General features: G+C 69.2%; 15 protein-coding genes and 1 riboswitch. Of the genes, 5 read left to right on the top strand and 10 right to left on the bottom strand.

The annotated features are described in order from the left end of the window. Positions 1-7 precede the first annotated feature (7 nt). Both radA and disA read left to right on the top strand, forming a co-directional pair. Positions 8-1,408, top strand: coding sequence for a DNA repair protein RadA (radA, locus tag J2S55_RS18240; protein WP_306862204.1), 1,401 nt, complete (start codon positions 8-10; stop codon positions 1,406-1,408). 79 nt (positions 1,409-1,487) lie between these two features. Beyond that, on the top strand, positions 1,488-2,573 hold the full coding sequence (gene disA / locus J2S55_RS18235; protein WP_306862202.1) for a DNA integrity scanning diadenylate cyclase DisA: 1,086 nt from the start codon (positions 1,488-1,490) through the stop codon (positions 2,571-2,573). A gap of 186 nt (positions 2,574-2,759) precedes the next feature. On the opposite strand, the gene J2S55_RS18230 is transcribed toward disA, so the two are convergent. Further along, positions 2,760-3,425 (bottom strand): hypothetical protein, encoded by a 666-nt coding sequence (locus J2S55_RS18230; protein ID WP_306862201.1) that lies wholly within the window; start codon positions 3,423-3,425, stop codon positions 2,760-2,762. A gap of 112 nt (positions 3,426-3,537) precedes the next feature. Here J2S55_RS18230 and J2S55_RS18225 point away from each other — a divergent pair, with 112 nt between their 5' ends. Further along, on the top strand, positions 3,538-4,413 hold the full coding sequence (locus tag J2S55_RS18225) for an iron-sulfur binding domain-containing protein (protein WP_306862199.1): 876 nt from the start codon (positions 3,538-3,540) through the stop codon (positions 4,411-4,413). A 223-nt stretch (positions 4,414-4,636) separates the two neighbouring features. Here J2S55_RS18225 and J2S55_RS18220 read toward each other — a convergent pair whose 3' ends face one another. The 7 genes from J2S55_RS18220 to J2S55_RS18190 all read right to left on the bottom strand — a co-directional run bounded on the left by J2S55_RS18220 (position 4,637) and on the right by J2S55_RS18190 (position 12,547). Next, positions 4,637-5,587 (bottom strand): TIM barrel protein, encoded by a 951-nt coding sequence (locus tag J2S55_RS18220; RefSeq protein WP_306862197.1) that lies wholly within the window; start codon positions 5,585-5,587, stop codon positions 4,637-4,639. A gap of 405 nt (positions 5,588-5,992) precedes the next feature. Then, positions 5,993-8,500, bottom strand: a complete 2,508-nt coding sequence (locus J2S55_RS18215) for an ATP-dependent Clp protease ATP-binding subunit (protein WP_306862195.1) — start codon at positions 8,498-8,500, stop codon at positions 5,993-5,995. Between the two features lie 265 nt (positions 8,501-8,765). Then, positions 8,766-9,098 (bottom strand): histone-like nucleoid-structuring protein Lsr2, encoded by a 333-nt coding sequence (locus J2S55_RS18210; protein ID WP_012895497.1) that lies wholly within the window; start codon positions 9,096-9,098, stop codon positions 8,766-8,768. A gap of 118 nt (positions 9,099-9,216) precedes the next feature. Beyond that, the gene (locus tag J2S55_RS18205; RefSeq protein WP_306862188.1) at positions 9,217-9,453 is read right to left on the bottom strand and encodes a hypothetical protein; all 237 of its coding nucleotides are present in this window, start codon (positions 9,451-9,453) and stop codon (positions 9,217-9,219) included. 29 nt (positions 9,454-9,482) lie between these two features. Then, entirely contained in the window at positions 9,483-9,809 is a 327-nt protein-coding gene (locus tag J2S55_RS18200) for a hypothetical protein (protein WP_306862186.1), read from the bottom strand. Between the two features lie 574 nt (positions 9,810-10,383). Then, entirely contained in the window at positions 10,384-11,655 is a 1,272-nt protein-coding gene (locus J2S55_RS18195; protein ID WP_306862182.1) for an RDD family protein, read from the bottom strand. Between the two features lie 241 nt (positions 11,656-11,896). After that, the gene (locus J2S55_RS18190; RefSeq protein WP_370879685.1) at positions 11,897-12,547 is read right to left on the bottom strand and encodes an amino-acid N-acetyltransferase; all 651 of its coding nucleotides are present in this window, start codon (positions 12,545-12,547) and stop codon (positions 11,897-11,899) included. 338 nt (positions 12,548-12,885) lie between these two features. Beyond that, a riboswitch (cyclic di-AMP (ydaO/yuaA leader) is annotated at positions 12,886-13,036 on the top strand. 92 nt (positions 13,037-13,128) lie between these two features. Between J2S55_RS18190 and J2S55_RS18185 the strand changes: the two genes are divergently transcribed. Then, entirely contained in the window at positions 13,129-14,091 is a 963-nt protein-coding gene (locus J2S55_RS18185; protein ID WP_306862181.1) for a C40 family peptidase, read from the top strand. A 196-nt stretch (positions 14,092-14,287) separates the two neighbouring features. Here the strand turns inward: J2S55_RS18185 and J2S55_RS18180 are convergent, their stop codons facing one another. Then, on the bottom strand, positions 14,288-14,488 hold the full coding sequence (locus tag J2S55_RS18180; RefSeq protein WP_031157992.1) for a LuxR C-terminal-related transcriptional regulator: 201 nt from the start codon (positions 14,486-14,488) through the stop codon (positions 14,288-14,290). 216 nt (positions 14,489-14,704) lie between these two features. On the opposite strand from J2S55_RS18180, the gene J2S55_RS18175 reads away from it, so the two are divergent. After that, on the top strand, positions 14,705-15,322 hold the full coding sequence (locus J2S55_RS18175) for a TetR/AcrR family transcriptional regulator (RefSeq protein ID WP_306862177.1): 618 nt from the start codon (positions 14,705-14,707) through the stop codon (positions 15,320-15,322). A gap of 399 nt (positions 15,323-15,721) precedes the next feature. On the opposite strand, the gene lysX is transcribed toward J2S55_RS18175, so the two are convergent. Further along, entirely contained in the window at positions 15,722-17,224 is a 1,503-nt protein-coding gene (lysX, locus tag J2S55_RS18170) for a bifunctional lysylphosphatidylglycerol synthetase/lysine--tRNA ligase LysX (RefSeq protein WP_306862174.1), read from the bottom strand. Between the last annotated feature and the right edge of the window lie 15 nt (positions 17,225-17,239).

Genomic DNA, 17,239 nt, shown 5'->3' with positions numbered 1-17,239 from the left:
TGCGGCCATGGCTAAGAAGGTCGGCTATCGCTGTGGTGAGTGCGGTTGGCAGACCGCCAAATGGGTGGGCCGCTGTGGCGAGTGCCAGGCCTGGGGCACGGTCGAGGAGGAGACCGCCCGCGGCGGCGTGCAGGTGGCCTCCGCGGGAGCGGTGTCGGCCCCCGCGATCCCGATCGGGCAGGTCAAGGCCGAGGTGGCGCACGCGCGCGGCACCGGGGTGCCCGAGCTCGACCGGGTGCTCGGCGGCGGCCTCGTGCCGGGCGCCGTCGTGCTGCTGGCCGGGGAGCCCGGCATCGGCAAGTCCACGCTCCTGCTGGAGGCCGCAGCCAAGATCGCGCGGCAGCAGACCGTCCTCTACGTCACGGGCGAGGAGTCGGCCGCCCAGGTCCGGGTCAGGGCCGACCGGATCGGCGCGATCCAGGACCGGCTCTACCTCGCGGCCGAGACCGACCTGGGCGCGCTGGTGACCCACGTGGAGAAGGTCCAGCCCGACCTGCTCATCGTCGACTCGGTGCAGACGATCGGCTCCGCCCAGGCGACCGGGGTGCCCGGCGGGGTCACCCAGGTCAGAGAGGTCGCCGGCAATCTGGTCCGGCTGGCCAAGGAGCGCGGCATGTCCACCGTGCTGGTCGGCCACGTCACCAAGGAGGGCTCGATCGCCGGCCCCCGGACCCTTGAGCACCTGGTCGACGTCGTGCTCCACTTCGAGGGCGACCGGCACTCCCGGCTCCGCATGGTCCGCGCGATCAAGAACCGGTACGGCCCCGTCGACGAGGTCGGCTGCTTCGACCTGCACGAGGGCGGCATCGAGGGCATCGCCGACGCCAGCGGCCTGTTCGTCTCCCACCGCGCCGAGCCCGTGCCCGGCACGTGCGTCACGGTCACCCTGGAGGGCACCCGGCCGCTGCCCGCCGAGGTCCAGGCCCTGGTCGCCCGGACCGAGGCCCAGCAGCCGCGCCGCTCCTCCTCGGGGCTCGACACCTACCGGGTGACGATGGTGCTGGCCGTGCTGGAGCGGCGGCTCAACGCCAAGCTGGGCGGCTGCGACGTGTTCACCGCGACCGTGGGCGGCATCAAGCTCAGCGATCCGGCGGTGGACCTGTCGGTGATGCTCGCGGTCGCCAGCGCGGCCGGGGACAAGGCGCTGCCCCCCGGGCTGGTCGTGCTGGGAGAGGTGGGCCTGGCCGGGGAGCTGCGCCCGGTGCGCGACGTGCGGCGCCGCCTGTCGGAGGCGGCGCGGCTGGGCTTCACCCGCGCCCTGGTCCCGGCCGGATCCCTCGACACGGGCAAGAAGCGCGACGGCGACCGCTCCCTGGTCCCGGTCGGCGGCCGTAGCACCAAACTCATCCCGGGTTTCGACGTCGTCGAAGCGGACAATGTCTGGGACGCCCTCACTCACGTCACCTAGAGGTGGCCATCCGGCGATCCCGGACTCCGCGGGACCTTCGCCGGTAAGCTGAGCGTGATACGCAGACCACGGGGGTCATGTGCCAGCAAACTACAAAGGGCTCGACGAACGCCGCAGGGCCGTCCTGGCCGCGGTCGCTCCGGGCACCGAACTACGCGACGGCTTGGAGCGTATTCTCCGCGGCCACACAGGCGGTCTGATCGTGCTCGGCTACGACAACACGGTCGAGGAGATCTGCAGCGGCGGATTCGAGCTGGACGTCGAGTTCTCCGCGACGCGGCTGCGCGAGCTCGCCAAGATGGACGGGGCCATCGTGCTGAATGCGAGCGACCTCAAGATCGTGCGTGCGGCCGTGCACCTGATGCCCGACCCGGCCATCCCCACCGACGAGTCCGGCACCCGGCACCGCACCGCCCAGCGGGTGGCCGTGCAGACGTCCCTGCCGGTCATCTCGCTCAGCAAGTCCATGCGGATCATCGCCCTCTACCTCGACGGCTTCCGCTACGTGCTGGAGGAGTCGGCGGCGATCCTGTCCAGGGCCAACCAGGCCCTGGCCACCCTCGAACGCTACAAGCTCCGCCTGGACGAGGTGTCCGGCACGCTGTCGGCCCTGGAGATCGAGGACCTGGTGACGGTCCGCGACATCGCGGTGGTCGCCCAGCGGCTGGAGATGGTCCGGCGCATCTCCGAGGAGATCGCCGGTTACGTGGTCGAGCTCGGCACCGACGGCCGTCTGCTCTCCCTGCAGTTCGACGAGCTGGTGGCCGGGACCGAGACCGACCGCGAGCTGATCGTGCGCGACTACCTGCCGGTGGCGGGCCGCCGCCCGCGCAAGTTCGCCGAGGCCCTCCACGACCTCGACCAGCTCTCCTCCAGCGACCTGCTCGACCTGTCCGTCGTCGCCCAGGTCCTCGGCCACTCCGGCAACGACGCCCTGGACAGTCCGGTGAGCCCCCGGGGCTACCGCCTGCTGGCCAAGGTCCCGCGCCTGCCGGGCACGGTGGTCGACCGCCTGGTCGACCAGTTCGGCAGCCTGCAGAAGCTCCTGGCCGCCAGCATCGGCGACCTCCAGGAGGTGGGCGGGGTCGGCGAGGCCAGGGCCCGCCACATCCGCGAGGGCCTGTCCAGGCTGGCCGAGTCCTCCATCCTGGAGCGTTACGTCTAGGCAGCCGTTACGTCTGGACGGTGCCGGCCGAGGAGCGACCCCGGCGGGGACGGCTCCCGCGCGGCGGCCACACCGACGGAGACGGCTCCACAGCAGTGGGGCACCGGCGGGAGCGGCTCCGGGCGGGGACGGCTCCCGCGCGGCGGCCACACCGACGGAGACGGCTCCACAGCAGTGGGCGTCGCGCTAGCGGAGGTGGAAGACGGCCTTGCGGCTCTTCAGACCGGGGCTGCGGGCCATGGCCACGTAGGTGCCGGCCAGGGCGCTGTCGCGGTCGGCCGCGCAGTCGCCACCGGAGCGGCGCCGGTCCCACTCGACCTCCCGGACGTACGGGACGCCCCGGTCGAGCTTGCGGATGTCGTCGGTGTCGCCGCTGACGCAGTCGGCCGACGACCAGACGCGGTCGCTGCCGGAGGTGATGCGGACCTCCATGGCACGGGGGCCGACGTCGGCCGTGCACATCACCTTGCCGATGTTCACCAGTGTGAGGATGAACCGGGGGCGGCTGTCCTGCGTGTAGACCTCTCCCAGTCCCTGCATGTTCAGCACGAGGTCGGAGGACTCACAGGCGTCACCGGGCCGCTTGGCCCTGGTGACCGGCCGGGCCTTCCCGGAGGAGGCCGTCGGGCTCGGCGAGGGGGTGATCGTCACCGTGGGCATGACGGTCACTATCGGATCCGGCGTGGGCGACCCGCTGAGCTCTGCCTGCCCCTTCGAGGCGCGCTCCGGTCCGCTCGACGAGCAGGCCCAGGCCACGACGGCGACCACCACGAGCACACCGACAAGGGCGGCCATCCGGCGCCGCCAGTAGACGTCCACCCCTATATCACTACGGAAAGTGTCCGGGTCCATACGGACAGTATGAAGATTCTTCACGAGTCATGAGGAGCGACCCGCCGCTACCTCTGCCGTTTCGGCGGGTGAAGAGGGGGAAGCGCCCCGTCTCCGGCACTATCGTCGAAAGGTGTCCGAGTCGAACCTCCTGCTGGAACCCATTCTCGGCTGGTATGCCGACAAAGCCCGCGACCTCCCCTGGCGCACGCCCGGCGCCTCCCCCTGGTCGATCCTGGTCAGCGAGATCATGTTGCAGCAGACGCCGGTGGCGCGGGTGCTGCCCGTCTGGACCGAGTGGATGGAGCGCTGGCCCACGGCCGCCGCACTCGCCGAGGAGCCCCCGGGTGAGGCCGTACGCCACTGGGGCCGTCTCGGCTACCCTCGCCGGGCCCTGAACCTGCACGCCTGCGCCCGGGCGATCACCGACCGGCACGGCGGCGAGGTCCCCTCCGATCACGCCACCCTGCTGTCGCTGCCCGGCATCGGCGAATACACCGCGGCGGCGGTGGCCAGCTTCGCCTTCAAGGGCCGCCACGCCGTCCTCGACACCAACGTCCGCCGGGTCATGGCACGGGCGGTGCGGGGCGAGGAATATCCCCCGAAGGCCACCACGCCCGCCGAGCGCAGGCTCGCCGAGTCGCTGCTGCCCGGCGCCGACGACGCCCCCGTCTGGGCGGTCGCCGTCATGGAGCTGGGCGCCCTGGTCTGCACGGCACGCGCCCCCCGGTGCGCCGACTGCCCGGTCAGCGACCTGTGCGCCTGGCGCCTGGCCGGCAAGCCCGCCTACGACGGCCCCGCCCGCAAGGGCCAGACCTACGCCGGCACCGACCGCCAGTGCCGCGGCCGCCTCCTCGCCGTCCTGCGCCAGGCCCACGGCCCCGTCCCCAAGGACGCCCTCGACGTGGTCTGGGACAGCGCTCGGCAGCGGGAGCGGGCTCTCGACGGCCTGGTCGCCGACGGCCTGGCCGAAGTCCTCGACGACGGCACCTACCGCCTCCCCGGCTGACCGGCCCACGGGCTCGCCCGCCGAGAACTCCTCCCGGCCGCCGGTACAGGGAGCGGCGGCACACCGGGACAGGCACGTGGCCACACCCCGGCCGGCCGGGCGCGGGCTGACCGCGCCCTCCGCGGCGGGGTCCAAGCAGGCGGGCCCAGGCGGGCAGCGAGGTGGCGCCCAGCCCCTCCGGAGCCGCTCAGGCGACCGGGCGGCCGGGCGCGGACCTGTCCGCTCAGGCGGCCAGGCGCAGGCCGAGCGCGGTGAGGTTGGTGCGGGCCCAGTCGAGCTCCTCGGCCAGCAGGTTGACCAGGGCGCCGGGGCCCCTGGTCCGCAGCGGCACGGCCAGGTCGTGGGTCTCGACCTCGATGTGCGCGGTGCCGTTCACCGCGCCGGAGAGCATGGCGGTGAGGGTGTCTTCGAGGACCGAGCGGGTGCTCGGCAGCTCCTGGCACGCCTCGCTCACGTGGTTGTGGACGTGGCCGAGCTTGACCACGGGGGCACCGGCGGCCGCCAGGCCGCGCAGGGCGGCTCCGGGCTCCTCCGCGCCACCGGCCAGGTGGCAGGCGTCGAGGCAGACCCCGAGGTGGTCGGAGTCGATGTCGCAGACCCGCTCCAGCGCCTGCGAGGTGGTCTCCAGCACGCAGCCGGGCCACGGCTCGAAGCCGACCCGGATCGTCTTGCCGGTGACGCTGTAGAGGCCGCGCAGCTCGCGGGAGAGGCGCTCCAGGCGGCGCGAGGCGATCGTGTGCAGGTCGGCCGGCCAGTCACGGCGCCACCCGATGGGGATGGTGGAGATGCTCCCGAAGCGGACGTCGTCCGGCAGCAGGAAGGCCAGGATCTTGGCCAGCGCCATCGTGTAGCGGTAGCGCTCGGGCTTGGCCCAGTCGGGGCCGGGGGCGTCCTGGTTGCGGCCGCCCGTGCCGTTGAGGCTGACGACCTCCAGACCGCGCTCCTCAAGGGAGCGGCGCAGGCGCACCAGCTCGATCCGGTCGGCGATGAGATGGTCGGCGACGCTCGGGGAGAGCCACAGGCCCACGCCCATCCGCTCCACGCCCAGGCGCTTGCGGACCGGAACCGCGTATCGGGTCAGGTGCGCGATCAGGTTCTCCAGGTCCTCGGCGGGATGTACGCCCGCGTTGTAGGACAGGTGAACGAGTGTCCCGCCCTCGTGCCGCAAACGCATCCGATGCCTCCCAGGCGTGCTCGTCTAAGCGCCCTGATTGCCCCACGCCGATGGTTGTGGCGTCACGGGTCAGCGGGCCTTCCCTGCCGGGAACTCGGCCCGGCCCGCACGAGCATCCCGCGCGGGCACCGATCTCCGCGTCACTCCGGGAGCTGATTCTTCGGTACGTCGCTGGGCTGACGTCGGGACCGACCTCACCGCAGTCGATACGACTTGTAGATCACTGGGCGAGTTGAGCCGGATTCACTCTACCGAGTGTAGTACTACCTTCGGTAGGGACGTAGCGCATTGGATAACAAATGAGTAGACCCCGCCGTGAATCTCCTCACGGCGGGGTCAACTCTTACCCGTTGAGCCGGACCCTGTCCCGCGGATCGCCTGGCGTCCGCGGGACAGGACCTGGCCTTAGTTCTGGATCGGCTCCGCGATGGCGGCCGCCGAGTCCGGGACGTGGTCGGCCGGAGCGGCCTCACCGACGAAGACGAACTTCGCGTTGTCGCCCTCGCCCTCGATGCTGATCTTGACGATCTGACCGGGACGGAGCTCGCCGTACAGGATCTTCTCCGACAGCGTGTCCTCCAGCTCGCGCTGGATGGTGCGGCGGAGCGGACGGGCGCCCATCACCGGGTCGTAACCACGGTCGGCCAGCAGCTGCTTGGCCTCGGGCGAGACCTCCAGACCCATGTCGCGGTCCTTCAGACGCTCGGCGACCTGCGCGAGCATCAGGTCCACGATCTTGATGATCTCCTTCGGCGTGAGCTGGTGGAAGACCACGATGTCGTCGACACGGTTGAGGAACTCGGGCCGGAAGTGCTGCTTGAGCTCCTCCTGGACCTTGGCCTTCATCCGGTCGTAGTTCGACTCGGTGTCGTTGGACTTCGCGAAGCCCACCCCGATGCCCTTGGAGATGTCACGGGTGCCGAGGTTGGTCGTCATGATGATGACGGTGTTCTTGAAGTCGACCACCCGGCCCTGGGCGTCGGTCAGCCGACCGTCCTCCAGGATCTGCAGCAGCGAGTTGAAGATGTCCGGGTGGGCCTTCTCGATCTCGTCGAAGAGGACCACGGAGAACGGCTTGCGCCGCACCTTCTCGGTGAGCTGGCCACCCTCCTCGTATCCGACGTAGCCGGGAGGAGAGCCGAACAGCCGGGAGACGGTGTGCTTCTCCATGAACTCGGACATGTCCAGCATGATCAGCGCGTCCTCGTCCCCGAACAGGAACTCGGCCAGCGCCTTGGACAGCTCGGTCTTACCGACACCGGACGGGCCGGCGAAGATGAACGAGCCACCCGGACGGCGCGGGTCCTTCAGACCGGCGCGCGTGCGGCGGATCGAGCGGGACAGACCCTTGATGGCGTCGTCCTGGCCGATGATCCGCTTGTGGAGCTCGTCCTCCATCCGGAGCAGCCGCTGGGACTCCTCCTCGGTGAGCTTGAAGACCGGGATGCCGGTGGCCGTGGCGAGGACCTCGGCGATGAGCTCCTCGGTGACCTCGGCGACGACGTCCATGTCGCCGGCCTTCCACTCCTTCTCGCGGCGTTCGCGCTTGAGCTGGAGCTGCTTCTCCTGGTCGCGCAGCGCGGCGGCCTTCTCGAAGTCCTGCGCGTCGATCGCGGACTCCTTGTCGCGCCGCACGTTGGCGATCTTCTCGTCGTACTCACGCAGGTCCGGCGGGGCGGTCATGCGGCGGATGCGCATGCGCGAGCCGGCCTCGTCGATGAGGTCGATCGCCTTGTCCGGCAGGAACCGGTCGCTGATGTAGCGGTCGGCGAGCTGCGCGGCGGCCACGAGGGCGCCGTCGGTGATGGAGACCCGGTGGTGCGCCTCGTAACGGTCGCGCAGCCCCTTGAGGATCTCGATCGTGTGGCTGAGGCTGGGCTCGGCCACCTGGATCGGCTGGAAGCGGCGCTCAAGCGCGGCGTCCTTCTCCAGGTGCTTGCGGTATTCGTCGAGGGTGGTCGCGCCGATGGTCTGCAGCTCACCACGGGCCAGCATGGGCTTGAGAATGCTGGCGGCGTCGATCGCGCCCTCGGCGGCACCCGCGCCGACGAGCGTGTGGAGCTCGTCGATGAACAGGATGATGTCGCCGCGGGTGCGGATCTCCTTGAGGACCTTCTTCAGGCGCTCCTCGAAGTCACCGCGGTAACGGGAACCCGCGACCAGTGCGCCCAGGTCGAGGGTGTAGAGCTGCTTGTCCTTGAGCGTCTCCGGGACCTCGCCCTTGACGATCTTCTGGGACAGGCCCTCGACGACGGCGGTCTTGCCGACGCCGGGCTCACCCACCAGGACAGGGTTGTTCTTGGTCCTCCGGGAGAGGACCTGCATGACCCGCTCGATCTCCTTCTCCCGGCCGATGACCGGGTCGAGCTTGCCCTCACGGGCGGCCTGGGTCAGGTTGCGGCCAAACTGGTCCAGCACAAGCGAGGTCGACGGCGCGGCCTCCTGCGGACCGCCCGCGGCGGCCGGCTCCTTGCCCTGGTAGCCGTGGAGCAACTGGATGACCTGCTGCCGCACGCGGTTGAGATCCGCGCCCAGCTTCACCAGCACCTGGGCGGCGACGCCCTCGCCCTCACGGATGAGGCCGAGCAGGATGTGCTCGGTGCCGATGTAGTTGTGACCCAGCTGCAAGGCCTCGCGGAGCGACAGCTCAAGGACCTTCTTGGCGCGCGGGGTGAAGGGAATGTGCCCCGACGGCGCCGACTGCCCCTGGCCGATGATCTCCTCGACCTGCTGACGCACACCTTCAAGACTGATGCCGAGGCTCTCCAGAGCCTTGGCGGCAACGCCTTCACCTTCGTGGATCAGACCAAGAAGGATGTGCTCCGTACCGATGTAGTTGTGGTTGAGCATCCGGGCCTCTTCTTGGGCCAGGACGACAACCCGCCGTGCGCGGTCGGTGAACCTCTCGAACATCTCGTCGCTCCTCACAGAGCGGTAAGGCAGGTCCGGGATGTCCGGGCCCTGTCATCCCGCATGGTAGCCCCGACCCGGCGACCGCTCTAAGCAGAAGACGTTCCCCGAGAGCAGGGCGTTCACCCTCCATCCAACTACTTACCGGGGGTGGGATGTTCCCGATACGCCGCAAGCGAACGACGTTTATCGACCCCTCAAACGCGTCATGCGGTCATGGCCGCCACCGGACCCCACCGTGGCCGCCATAACCGCATGATTCAACGATCTAGTGAGCCGCTTCGTACTGCTCGACGATCTTGGAGGCGATTCGACCGCGCTCGCTGACATTAAGGCCGTGCGACTTCGCCCATGCCCGGATGTCGGCGCTCTTCTCCCGAGTCAGTGCCCGAGCCCCACCTGCGCGGCGGCGGCGAGGGGCCAGCGCCCCGGAACGGCGGGCGCTCTGCACGAAAGGCGACAGGGAGTCGCGGAGCTTCTTCGCGTTTACGTCACTCAGGTCAATCTCATAGCTGGTGCCGTCAATCGCGAAGGCGACAGTCTCATTGGCCTCGCCCCCATCGAGGTCGTCGATGAGAATCTCCTGGATCTGCTTGGCCATCTACGCAATCCTTTCGCGGAGTATTGTTTCATTCGCAAGCTAAACATATACCCGCAATCGGAGAGCGGCAATTCCGGGAGCCCGGCGATTCTTGCCGGGAACCCAGACCGCGAGTGGATCAGCTGTTCTGCGACTCAGCCCGATCCGGCCGTTTTGCCGGTCGGCGGCCGGCGGCTTCACTGCGAAGAACCTTGACCACTCCGTAGATGAAGGCCCCGCCGACGACCACTGGAGGTATCAACGCGGACAATACGTCGCTCATTCGTCCTCGCTCCGCACCTGGGGTGACATTCTGAAGACCATGGAAATTTTCGGCGGCGGCGTCGTCGCCCGCGCCGGGGACCCGATCGATCACGCCGGATCCGCCTACCGATGACCTTAGCGTCACCGGCGGGCGGCGCGCGTCACCGGGGCGACCATGCGGCCGTGCACTACCTTAATGCTTCTCTCCAGCCGTCTTACCGGTTGCAGTCCGTAAAGCCGCCTGGAAAAACCCGACAGAGCGATCACATGATGATCAACTTTGCCGGAAAACCAATGCCCGCCCAGGTCCTCGACCGCGAGGCCACCCGCCGCCCCGCCGCGAAACCCCTGCTGAAGAGGGCTGCGGACAAGGGTGAACAGGATCGTCGCGGAGCCGGAGACCGTCACCGCGAGGTCGGCCGCGGAATGTCCGCGGTGATGAGAACAGCCGGTTGGAGAGCCGTCCACTTCACCGGGCGGGCAGCCCGCGGCGCAACGCCATCGTACGGAACAAGGCGGGGCTTCATCGCTTTCTTACCAAGAGTACGTCCGCCTCTGGCATGCGGGACATAGTCGTACCCCGTATAACCACCAAACGCGATCGGGTGCGCCAACAACCCCGGCAACACCATGGGGCCCGGCCGTGGATCGGCAAGAAGGTCTTCGCGGGCCGGCCCGAAGGCCCCGGAGATGGCGGAGAAGGCGAAGGAGAGAATCCAGTAGAGCGCCGCGGAGACGGAGCGGCGGCGATGCCGGAGGCCGGGCGCGCCCGCCATTCGGCCGCCGGCGCGGGAACTCCGGGCGGCAAGTGACCGCCATTGGTCCTCCATAGGACCACAGGGGCCGCGGGCGGCGGCGCCGCGGATCGGCTGCGTTTGTCGGCGCCGGCGCGCGAGGAGGCGGCCATAACGTTCCTCCCGGCGACGCGTATGGGTTTGCGCTTCCACCGCGGCGCGGCGGAACGCCGTTACGGGACCGGTTTTCTCATCCACGCATGAAATCGGGGCCGGCGGTTCAACCGCCGGCCCCGATATTCACGGAACTACTTGGTCTTGACGACGACCGTCTTGGCCACCTTGTCGTGCAGGGCCTGCTGCAGGGGCTTGTCCCACAGCGGCCAGAGCACGTCCACCAGCACGAAAACGCCCACCACCAGATTCACCAGCAGGGAGAGGAAACCCAGCAGAGCGGAGAGCCCGTTGACGATGTAGCTGCCGAACAGCACGAGAGCCCGCTTGAGCGCGCTGCCCATGTCGATGTTGCTGACCAGCTGGCCACCCACCGGGACGACCTTGATGCCGATGATCTGCTTGCCGAGGGTGGTGCCGTTGCGCCCCAGCATGAAGACCTCGTAGCCGATGAGGGCCACACCGACGATGAGCGTGTTCACCATCGACTGGAGGAAGATGTTGCCGGTCACCTCGTAGGTGGCCGGATCGAACGACGCCCTGAACGGCAGCGAGGCCACGAACCCGACGATGCCGGCGGGGATGCCCACGATCAGGAGGTCGAGGATGCGGGCCACCAGACGCTGCCACCACTCCGCGAGCGGAGCGGGGGCGCCGGGAGGCGTCGCGCCCTGCGGCGCGTATCCCTGGCCGTAGGCGGGAGCCTGCTGGCCGTAACCCTGCTGCTGCCCGTAGGCGGGCTGCTGGCCGTACGCCTGCTGCTGGCCGTAGGCCTGCTGCTGCCCGTAGCCCTGCTGGGCGTCCTGCTGGCCGTAGGCGGGAGCCTGCTGGCCGTAACCCTGCTGCTGCCCGTAGGCGGGCTGCTGGCCGTACGCCTGCTGCTGGCCGTAGTCCGGCTGGGCGGGCTGCTGCCCGTAGGACTGCTGCTGGCCGTAGGACTGCTCCTGGGTGGGCTGGCCGTAGGCGCCGGTCCCCGACTGCTGACCGTAGCCCTGCTGGCCGTAGGACTGCTCCTGGGCGGGCTGGCCGTAGGCGCCGGTCACCGGCGGCTGGCCGTAGCCCTGCTGCTGCCCGTAGGCGCCGGTCCCCTGCTGCTGACCATAGGCCTGCTGCTGGCCGTAGTCCGGCTGGGCGGGCTGCTGGCCGTAGGACTGCTGCTGCCCGTAGGCGGGCTGCTGGCCGTAGCCCTGCTGCTGGCCGTAGTCCGGCTGGGCGGGCTGCTGGCCATAGGACTGCTGCTGCCCGTAGGACTGCTCCTGGGTGGGCTGGCCGTAGGCGCCGGTCACCGGCTGCTGACCGTAACCCTGCTGCTGACCGTAGCCCTGCTGCTGACCGTAACCGGGCTGGGTCTGCCCCGGACCGGTATGCGGCTGTGAGGCATCCGATCGATATCCCACAATTGTCACGTCGGGATCATGTTCGCCAGGGGCTCGACCCGCATTGTGCTGTCCGTACTCCGGCTGTCCCGACGGTGTGCGATCGCGGTCGGGATCATCCTGATACGGCGGCTGTCCGGTGCTCACCGCGTCACCTCACTACTTCGACGGCGCATGTGGCCATATGTGAGGCTCACATGCTTGCTGCAGCACAAGGTATCGAGATAGGTATCAACAGTCATCTTTCTGATCGGTAACCGTCAAGGTCACGTCAGCCCTGATCGCGCGTCAGATGGAGCAGCATCCGGGTGTTTCCCAAGGTGTTCGGCTTGACGTGCTCAAGATCGAGGAACTCGGCGACACCCTCGTCATATGAGGCGAGAAGTTCGGCGTAGACCTCCGGGGAGACGGGCGTGCCCTGAATCTCGCGGAAACCGTGCCGGGCGAAGAACTCGACCTCGAAGGTGAGGCAGAAGACCCTGCGGAGCCCGAGTCCGCCGGCGGTGCGGATCAGCTCGGAGACGATCTTGTGACCGATGCCCAGCCCCCGGCAGGCGGGGTCGACGGCGAGGGTGCGGATCTCGGCGAGGTCCTCCCAGAGGACGTGGAGCGCCCCGCAGCCCACGACCGCGCCGGCCCGCTCGGCCACCCAGAATTCCTGGATGTCCTCGTACAGGGTGACCGTGGCCTTCTCCAGGAGGCGCGGGCCGGCTCCTCCGTAGGTGTCGACGAGCCGCCGGATGGCGCGCACGTCCGGCGTGCGGGCACGCCGTACCGTGACCGCGGCCGCGTCCGGAGCGGCCTCCGACCGGCCCAGCGGCCCCTGCCCCGCGTCCACGCCCGCGGCGTCGGCCTCCGGCCGCCCCACGGTCCCGGCGCCGTCCGCGGCCGGGGTGGAGGAATGCTGCGCAACCTGCTCCATGACCGATCAGCGTACGTCCTCGGCGCGCTCGAATTACGGCTCACCCTTAACTCGTGACCCGTAGCCACCAGATGACCCTCAGTAGTTGATTCATGACGCTGGGCTGAAGGTGTGAACGGAGGAGCGGAACTCGCCTTTCACATGGTCATGGAGCTGCGGAGACCTCCGACCGAGCCGCCCCGGCGCCTCATAGAACCAGCTTGGAGCGCATGTCGATCATGAAGTCGCGTGATCTTCTCGTGACATTTCAGTTGTGAAAGCTCTACCGAGTTTGTAGTTCTGGTTGAGCATGAACCTCCAATTGCACTAATGTCCGTGCTCGATGTCAGCGATGTTAAAGCGCTGAACCGCCGAATCCCCGGACCCGGGGAACCGGGGACCCACCCTTTAGTCCCCCGGGGTGAATCCGAGGTGGCACCAGCACCCTCGGTAGGGCTGCCTCCGGCCCGAACCCGTCAGCTAACCCGGTAGGCGGCCGAGAGAGGAGCCTGTTGGTGAAGCGCACGCGTGACCGTGGGAGAGAGCGCGCGGGCAGACATGCCCGCCGTCGAGAACACGCCTCACGTGGACTCACCCGCCGCATGACGGTCATCGGACTGGCGTTCGCCTCCCTGACCCTCGGCACCCCTCTGGTCTCGGCCACCGCCGACCCGCAGCCCGGTCTCCAGGAGCTCGCCAAACAGGTCGAGAAGCTGCACACCGAGATCGAAACGCTCACCGAGCAGTACAACGGCGGGCGGGTCAAGCTCAAGCAGGCGCAGCGCGCCGCCGCGAGCGCCAAGAAGACCCTCGCCGTCAGCGAGTCCGAGCTGGCGGCCCGGCGCACCAAGGCCAGCCTCCTGGCGCAGAGCAACTACATGTCGGGGGGCCTGGGCTCGACCCTCGCCTTCACCCAGTCCGCCGACCCCGACACCTTCCTCGACCTGGCGACCACGAGCTACGCCCTCCAGCAGCAGCAGAACGAGGAGGTCGCCCAGGTCGCCCAGGCGATCAAGGCCGCCGAGCGGGCGCAGGCCGGCGCCAAGGCCCGCACCGCCGAGGTCAAGGACCTCCTGTCCGACATCGGCGCCAAGCGCACCAAGATCGAGCGGCTCGTCACCAGGGTCGAGAGCGACCTCTTCAGCGAGGTGCGCAGCCGGGCCAAGACCACCCGGGGCAACCGGGTGAAGATCAGCGTGCCGGTCGTCGGCAGCGGCAAGGCCGCCGAAGCCGCCCGCTGGGCACTCAGCCAGCAGCTCAAGCCGTATGTCTGGGGCGCCGAGGGGCCCAACTCCTTCGACTGCTCCGGCCTGGTCATGTGGGCCTACCAGAAGGTCGGCATCAGCCTGCCGCACTACACCGGCGACCAGTGGACCGCGGGCACCCACATCTCCAAGGAGCAGCTCCGCCCGGGCGACCTGGTCTTCTTCTACAGCGACCTGCACCACGTCGGGATCTACATCGGCGCCGGCCTGATGGTCCACGCCCCCCAGACCGGTGACGTCATCCACATCGCCTCGATCGAGAACCGGCCCTTCGCCGGAGGCGTCCGGGTCGCGGACTGAGCCGCCGGGCCTGAGGCCGCGGCGGCCGGGGTCTCTGGGATCCCTTGCCGAGGCCGGATCCCTGACCTAGGCCGGATCCCTGACTGGGGCCGCGGCCGCGATCCCCTTGCCGAGGTCACGGGTCGGGCTGCGGGCTGCGGGCCGTGGGTTCCTGCCGAGGCCGCGGGCCGGGCGGCGGGCCGACCCTCCGCAGGAGCTAGATCAGACGGCGGCGGGCGGCCCAGGCCACGGCCTCGATCGCCGTGGCGACACCGATACGGTCGCAGATCCCACGGAGTCTGCGCCGGACGGTCCGGCCACTGATGTCGAGACGACGCCCCACCCGGTCCACGGTGACGCCCTTGGCAAGTTCTGCCAGGAGCACGAGATCTTCGTCACTTAGACCGATCTCGCCCATGCCCAGGAGGCTTTCGCCGCGACGGGAATCCACTTCGGGATATGCCATCTAGAGTCGCTCCCCCCGCACTGAACTCAGGCGTGAGTATGTTGGAATCAAGGCCGCCCGTCAGGAACGGTAAACGCCTTGTTCAAAGGTCGTCAAGCTCCGATCTCCATAGGGGCGACGGACGCTATTGACATAGCGTCCGCTACGTGAAGTACTCATGATATGTCAGTGCCTTTGCGGTTAAGTCGCAGCCAAGCCAAGGCGCGCACCCGCAAGCGCCTGCTGACCGCCGCGGGCGAAGTCTTCGCAGAACAAGGTTTCGCCGGGGCCTCGGTCGACGAGATCGCCTCCAGGGCGGGCCACACGGTCGGTGCCGTCTACTCACATTTCACCGGAAAAGATGACCTCTTCCTCGCACTCTTCGACGAGCACGCCGCCCACCCCCTTGACGGCGTCGGGGAAATCCCCTCCCAATGTGAGGACGACGAGACCGCCTTTGCGGCATTCGGCGACTATCTGGCCGGGGTGGCCGATCGACACACGGCCTGGAGCACGCTGGAAATGGAGTTTCTGCGCTATGCGCTGACCCGGCCGGAATTACTCGACCGTCTGGCCGCCCGCTGGTGGGCCCCCCGTACGGCTGTCGCCCGCCTGGTGGCCCCGCGCTGCGCGGCACACGACCCGGCCGCCGTGGCGACCGCGATCATCGGGCTCTTCGAAGGGCTCGTCACGCAACGCCGCGTCGACCGCGCCGCGGTGCCGTCCGAGCTGTTCGCCGAGGCGCTGCGCTGGCTCATGGCCGGGCTGGCCCGCACTCCCGGAAGAGCGAGGGCGGACACACCGTGAGAGCGGCCGTGAGAGCCCAGGAGCCGACTGCGGTGAGGTCCAGGTGCCAGGCGGTGAAAACCCGGAAGCCGGCGGCGGTGAACGGCTGAGAGCCGGCGAACGTGAGAACCGGCGAACGTGGAAGCCGGCGAACGTGAGGACCGGGAGCTGAGAGCCCGGGAGCCGGGACTCCTCGCGACGGCGCCGGGCCGGGCCGACCGAGCCGGGCCCGGCGGGCGAGAGCCGGAGCCGGGGTCCGGTGGGCGAGACCCGAGGCCCGGCGTACGAGACCCAGAGCCCAGTGCGAGACCCGAGCCCGGCGTACGAAATCGGGACCCGCGTGCGAGACCTGGGACCCGCGTACGAGACCCAGGACCGGCGGCGGGGGAGCCCCGCCGCCGGCCCCGGTCTCCGGAAGGCTCAGCCCGCCGGCTTGACCAGCGGGAACAGGATCGTCTCGCGGATGTTCTTGCCGGTGAAGGCCATGACGAGGCGGTCCACGCCGAGCCCCATGCCGCCGGTGGGCGGCATGGCGTACTCCAGGGCGGTCAGGAAGTCCTCGTCGAGCTGCATGGCCTCGGGGTCGCCGCCCGCGGCCAGCAGCGACTGCTCGGTGAGGCGGCGGCGCTGCTCGACCGGGTCGACCAGCTCCGAGTAGGCGGTGCCCAGCTCGGTGCCGAAGCCGATGAGGTCCCACTTCTCGGTCAGCATCGGGTTGTCGCGGTGCTGGCGGGTCAGGGGGGAGGTCTCCAGCGGGTAGTCCATGACGAACGTGGGCTGGATGAGGGTGTGCTCGACGAGCGCCTCGAAGATCTCCTGGACGAGCTTGCCCTGGCCCCACTTGGGGTCCCAGTGGATGTCGTGCGCGTCGGCGTGCTTGCGGACCTGCTCCAGCGGCGTCTCGGTGGTGATCTCCTCGCCCAGCGCCTCCGAGACCGACCCGTAGAGGGTGATCCGCGGCCACTCCGGCAGGCCGAGATCGACCTCGTGACCCTCGTAGGTCACCACGGAGTGGCCGAGCGCGGCCACGACCGCGCTCTGGATCATCCGCTGGGTCAGGTCGGCCATGTCGTTGTAGTCGAGATAGGTGCCGTAGGCCTCGAGCATGGTGAACTCGGGGTTGTGGGTGGCGTCCGCGCCCTCGTTACGGAAGTTGCGGTTGACCTCGAAGACCTTCTCGATGCCGCCCACCACGAGCCGCTTGAGGTAGAGCTCGATCGCGATGCGGAGGTAGAGCTCCATGCTGTAGGCGTTGATGTGGGTCTTGAACGGCCGGGCCGCCGCGCCGCCGTGGATCGGCTGGAGCATCGGCGTCTCGACCTCCAGATAGCCCTCGCCGTGCCAGAAGTCACGGATCGCCCGCACGACGGCGCTACGGGTGTAGGCCATCTTCCGCGCCTCGTCGTTGACGATGAGGTCCAGATAGCGCTGGCGGACCCGCGCCTCGGGGTCGGTGAGCCCGGCGTGCTTCTCCGGCAGCGGGCGCAGGCACTTGGAGGTGATGGCCCAGCGGTCGGCGAGGATGGACAGCTCGCCCCGGCGGGAGGTGATGACCTCGCCCTCGATGCCGACGTGGTCACCGAGGTCGACGTCACGCTTCCACGCCGCCAGGGACTCCTCGCCCACCTTGTCCAGGGAGATCATGACCTGGAGGTCGGCGGAGCCGTCGCGGATCGTGGCGAAGCAGAGCTTGCCGCCGGTCCGGGAGAGCATTACCCGGCCAGTGACGCCCACCCTGTCGCCGGTCGCGGTGTCAGCGATGAGATCGGCGTATTTTTCACGGATCTCGGCGTTGGTCGCGGTGCGCGGGAAGTTCACCGGGTAGGGGTCGACGCCCTCGGAGCGGAGGCGGTCGAGCTTCTCCCGGCGCACGCGCATCTGCTCGGGCAGATCCTCGGCTGGGTTCGTCACTTCATCGGTCACAGGGCAAGGTTACCG

The organism is Streptosporangium brasiliense (assembly GCF_030811595.1).
GTDB lineage: Bacteria > Actinomycetota > Actinomycetes > Streptosporangiales > Streptosporangiaceae > Streptosporangium > Streptosporangium brasiliense.
Note: the sequence above shows the minus strand (reverse complement) of the source record. Positions and strands in the feature narration are given on the sequence as shown.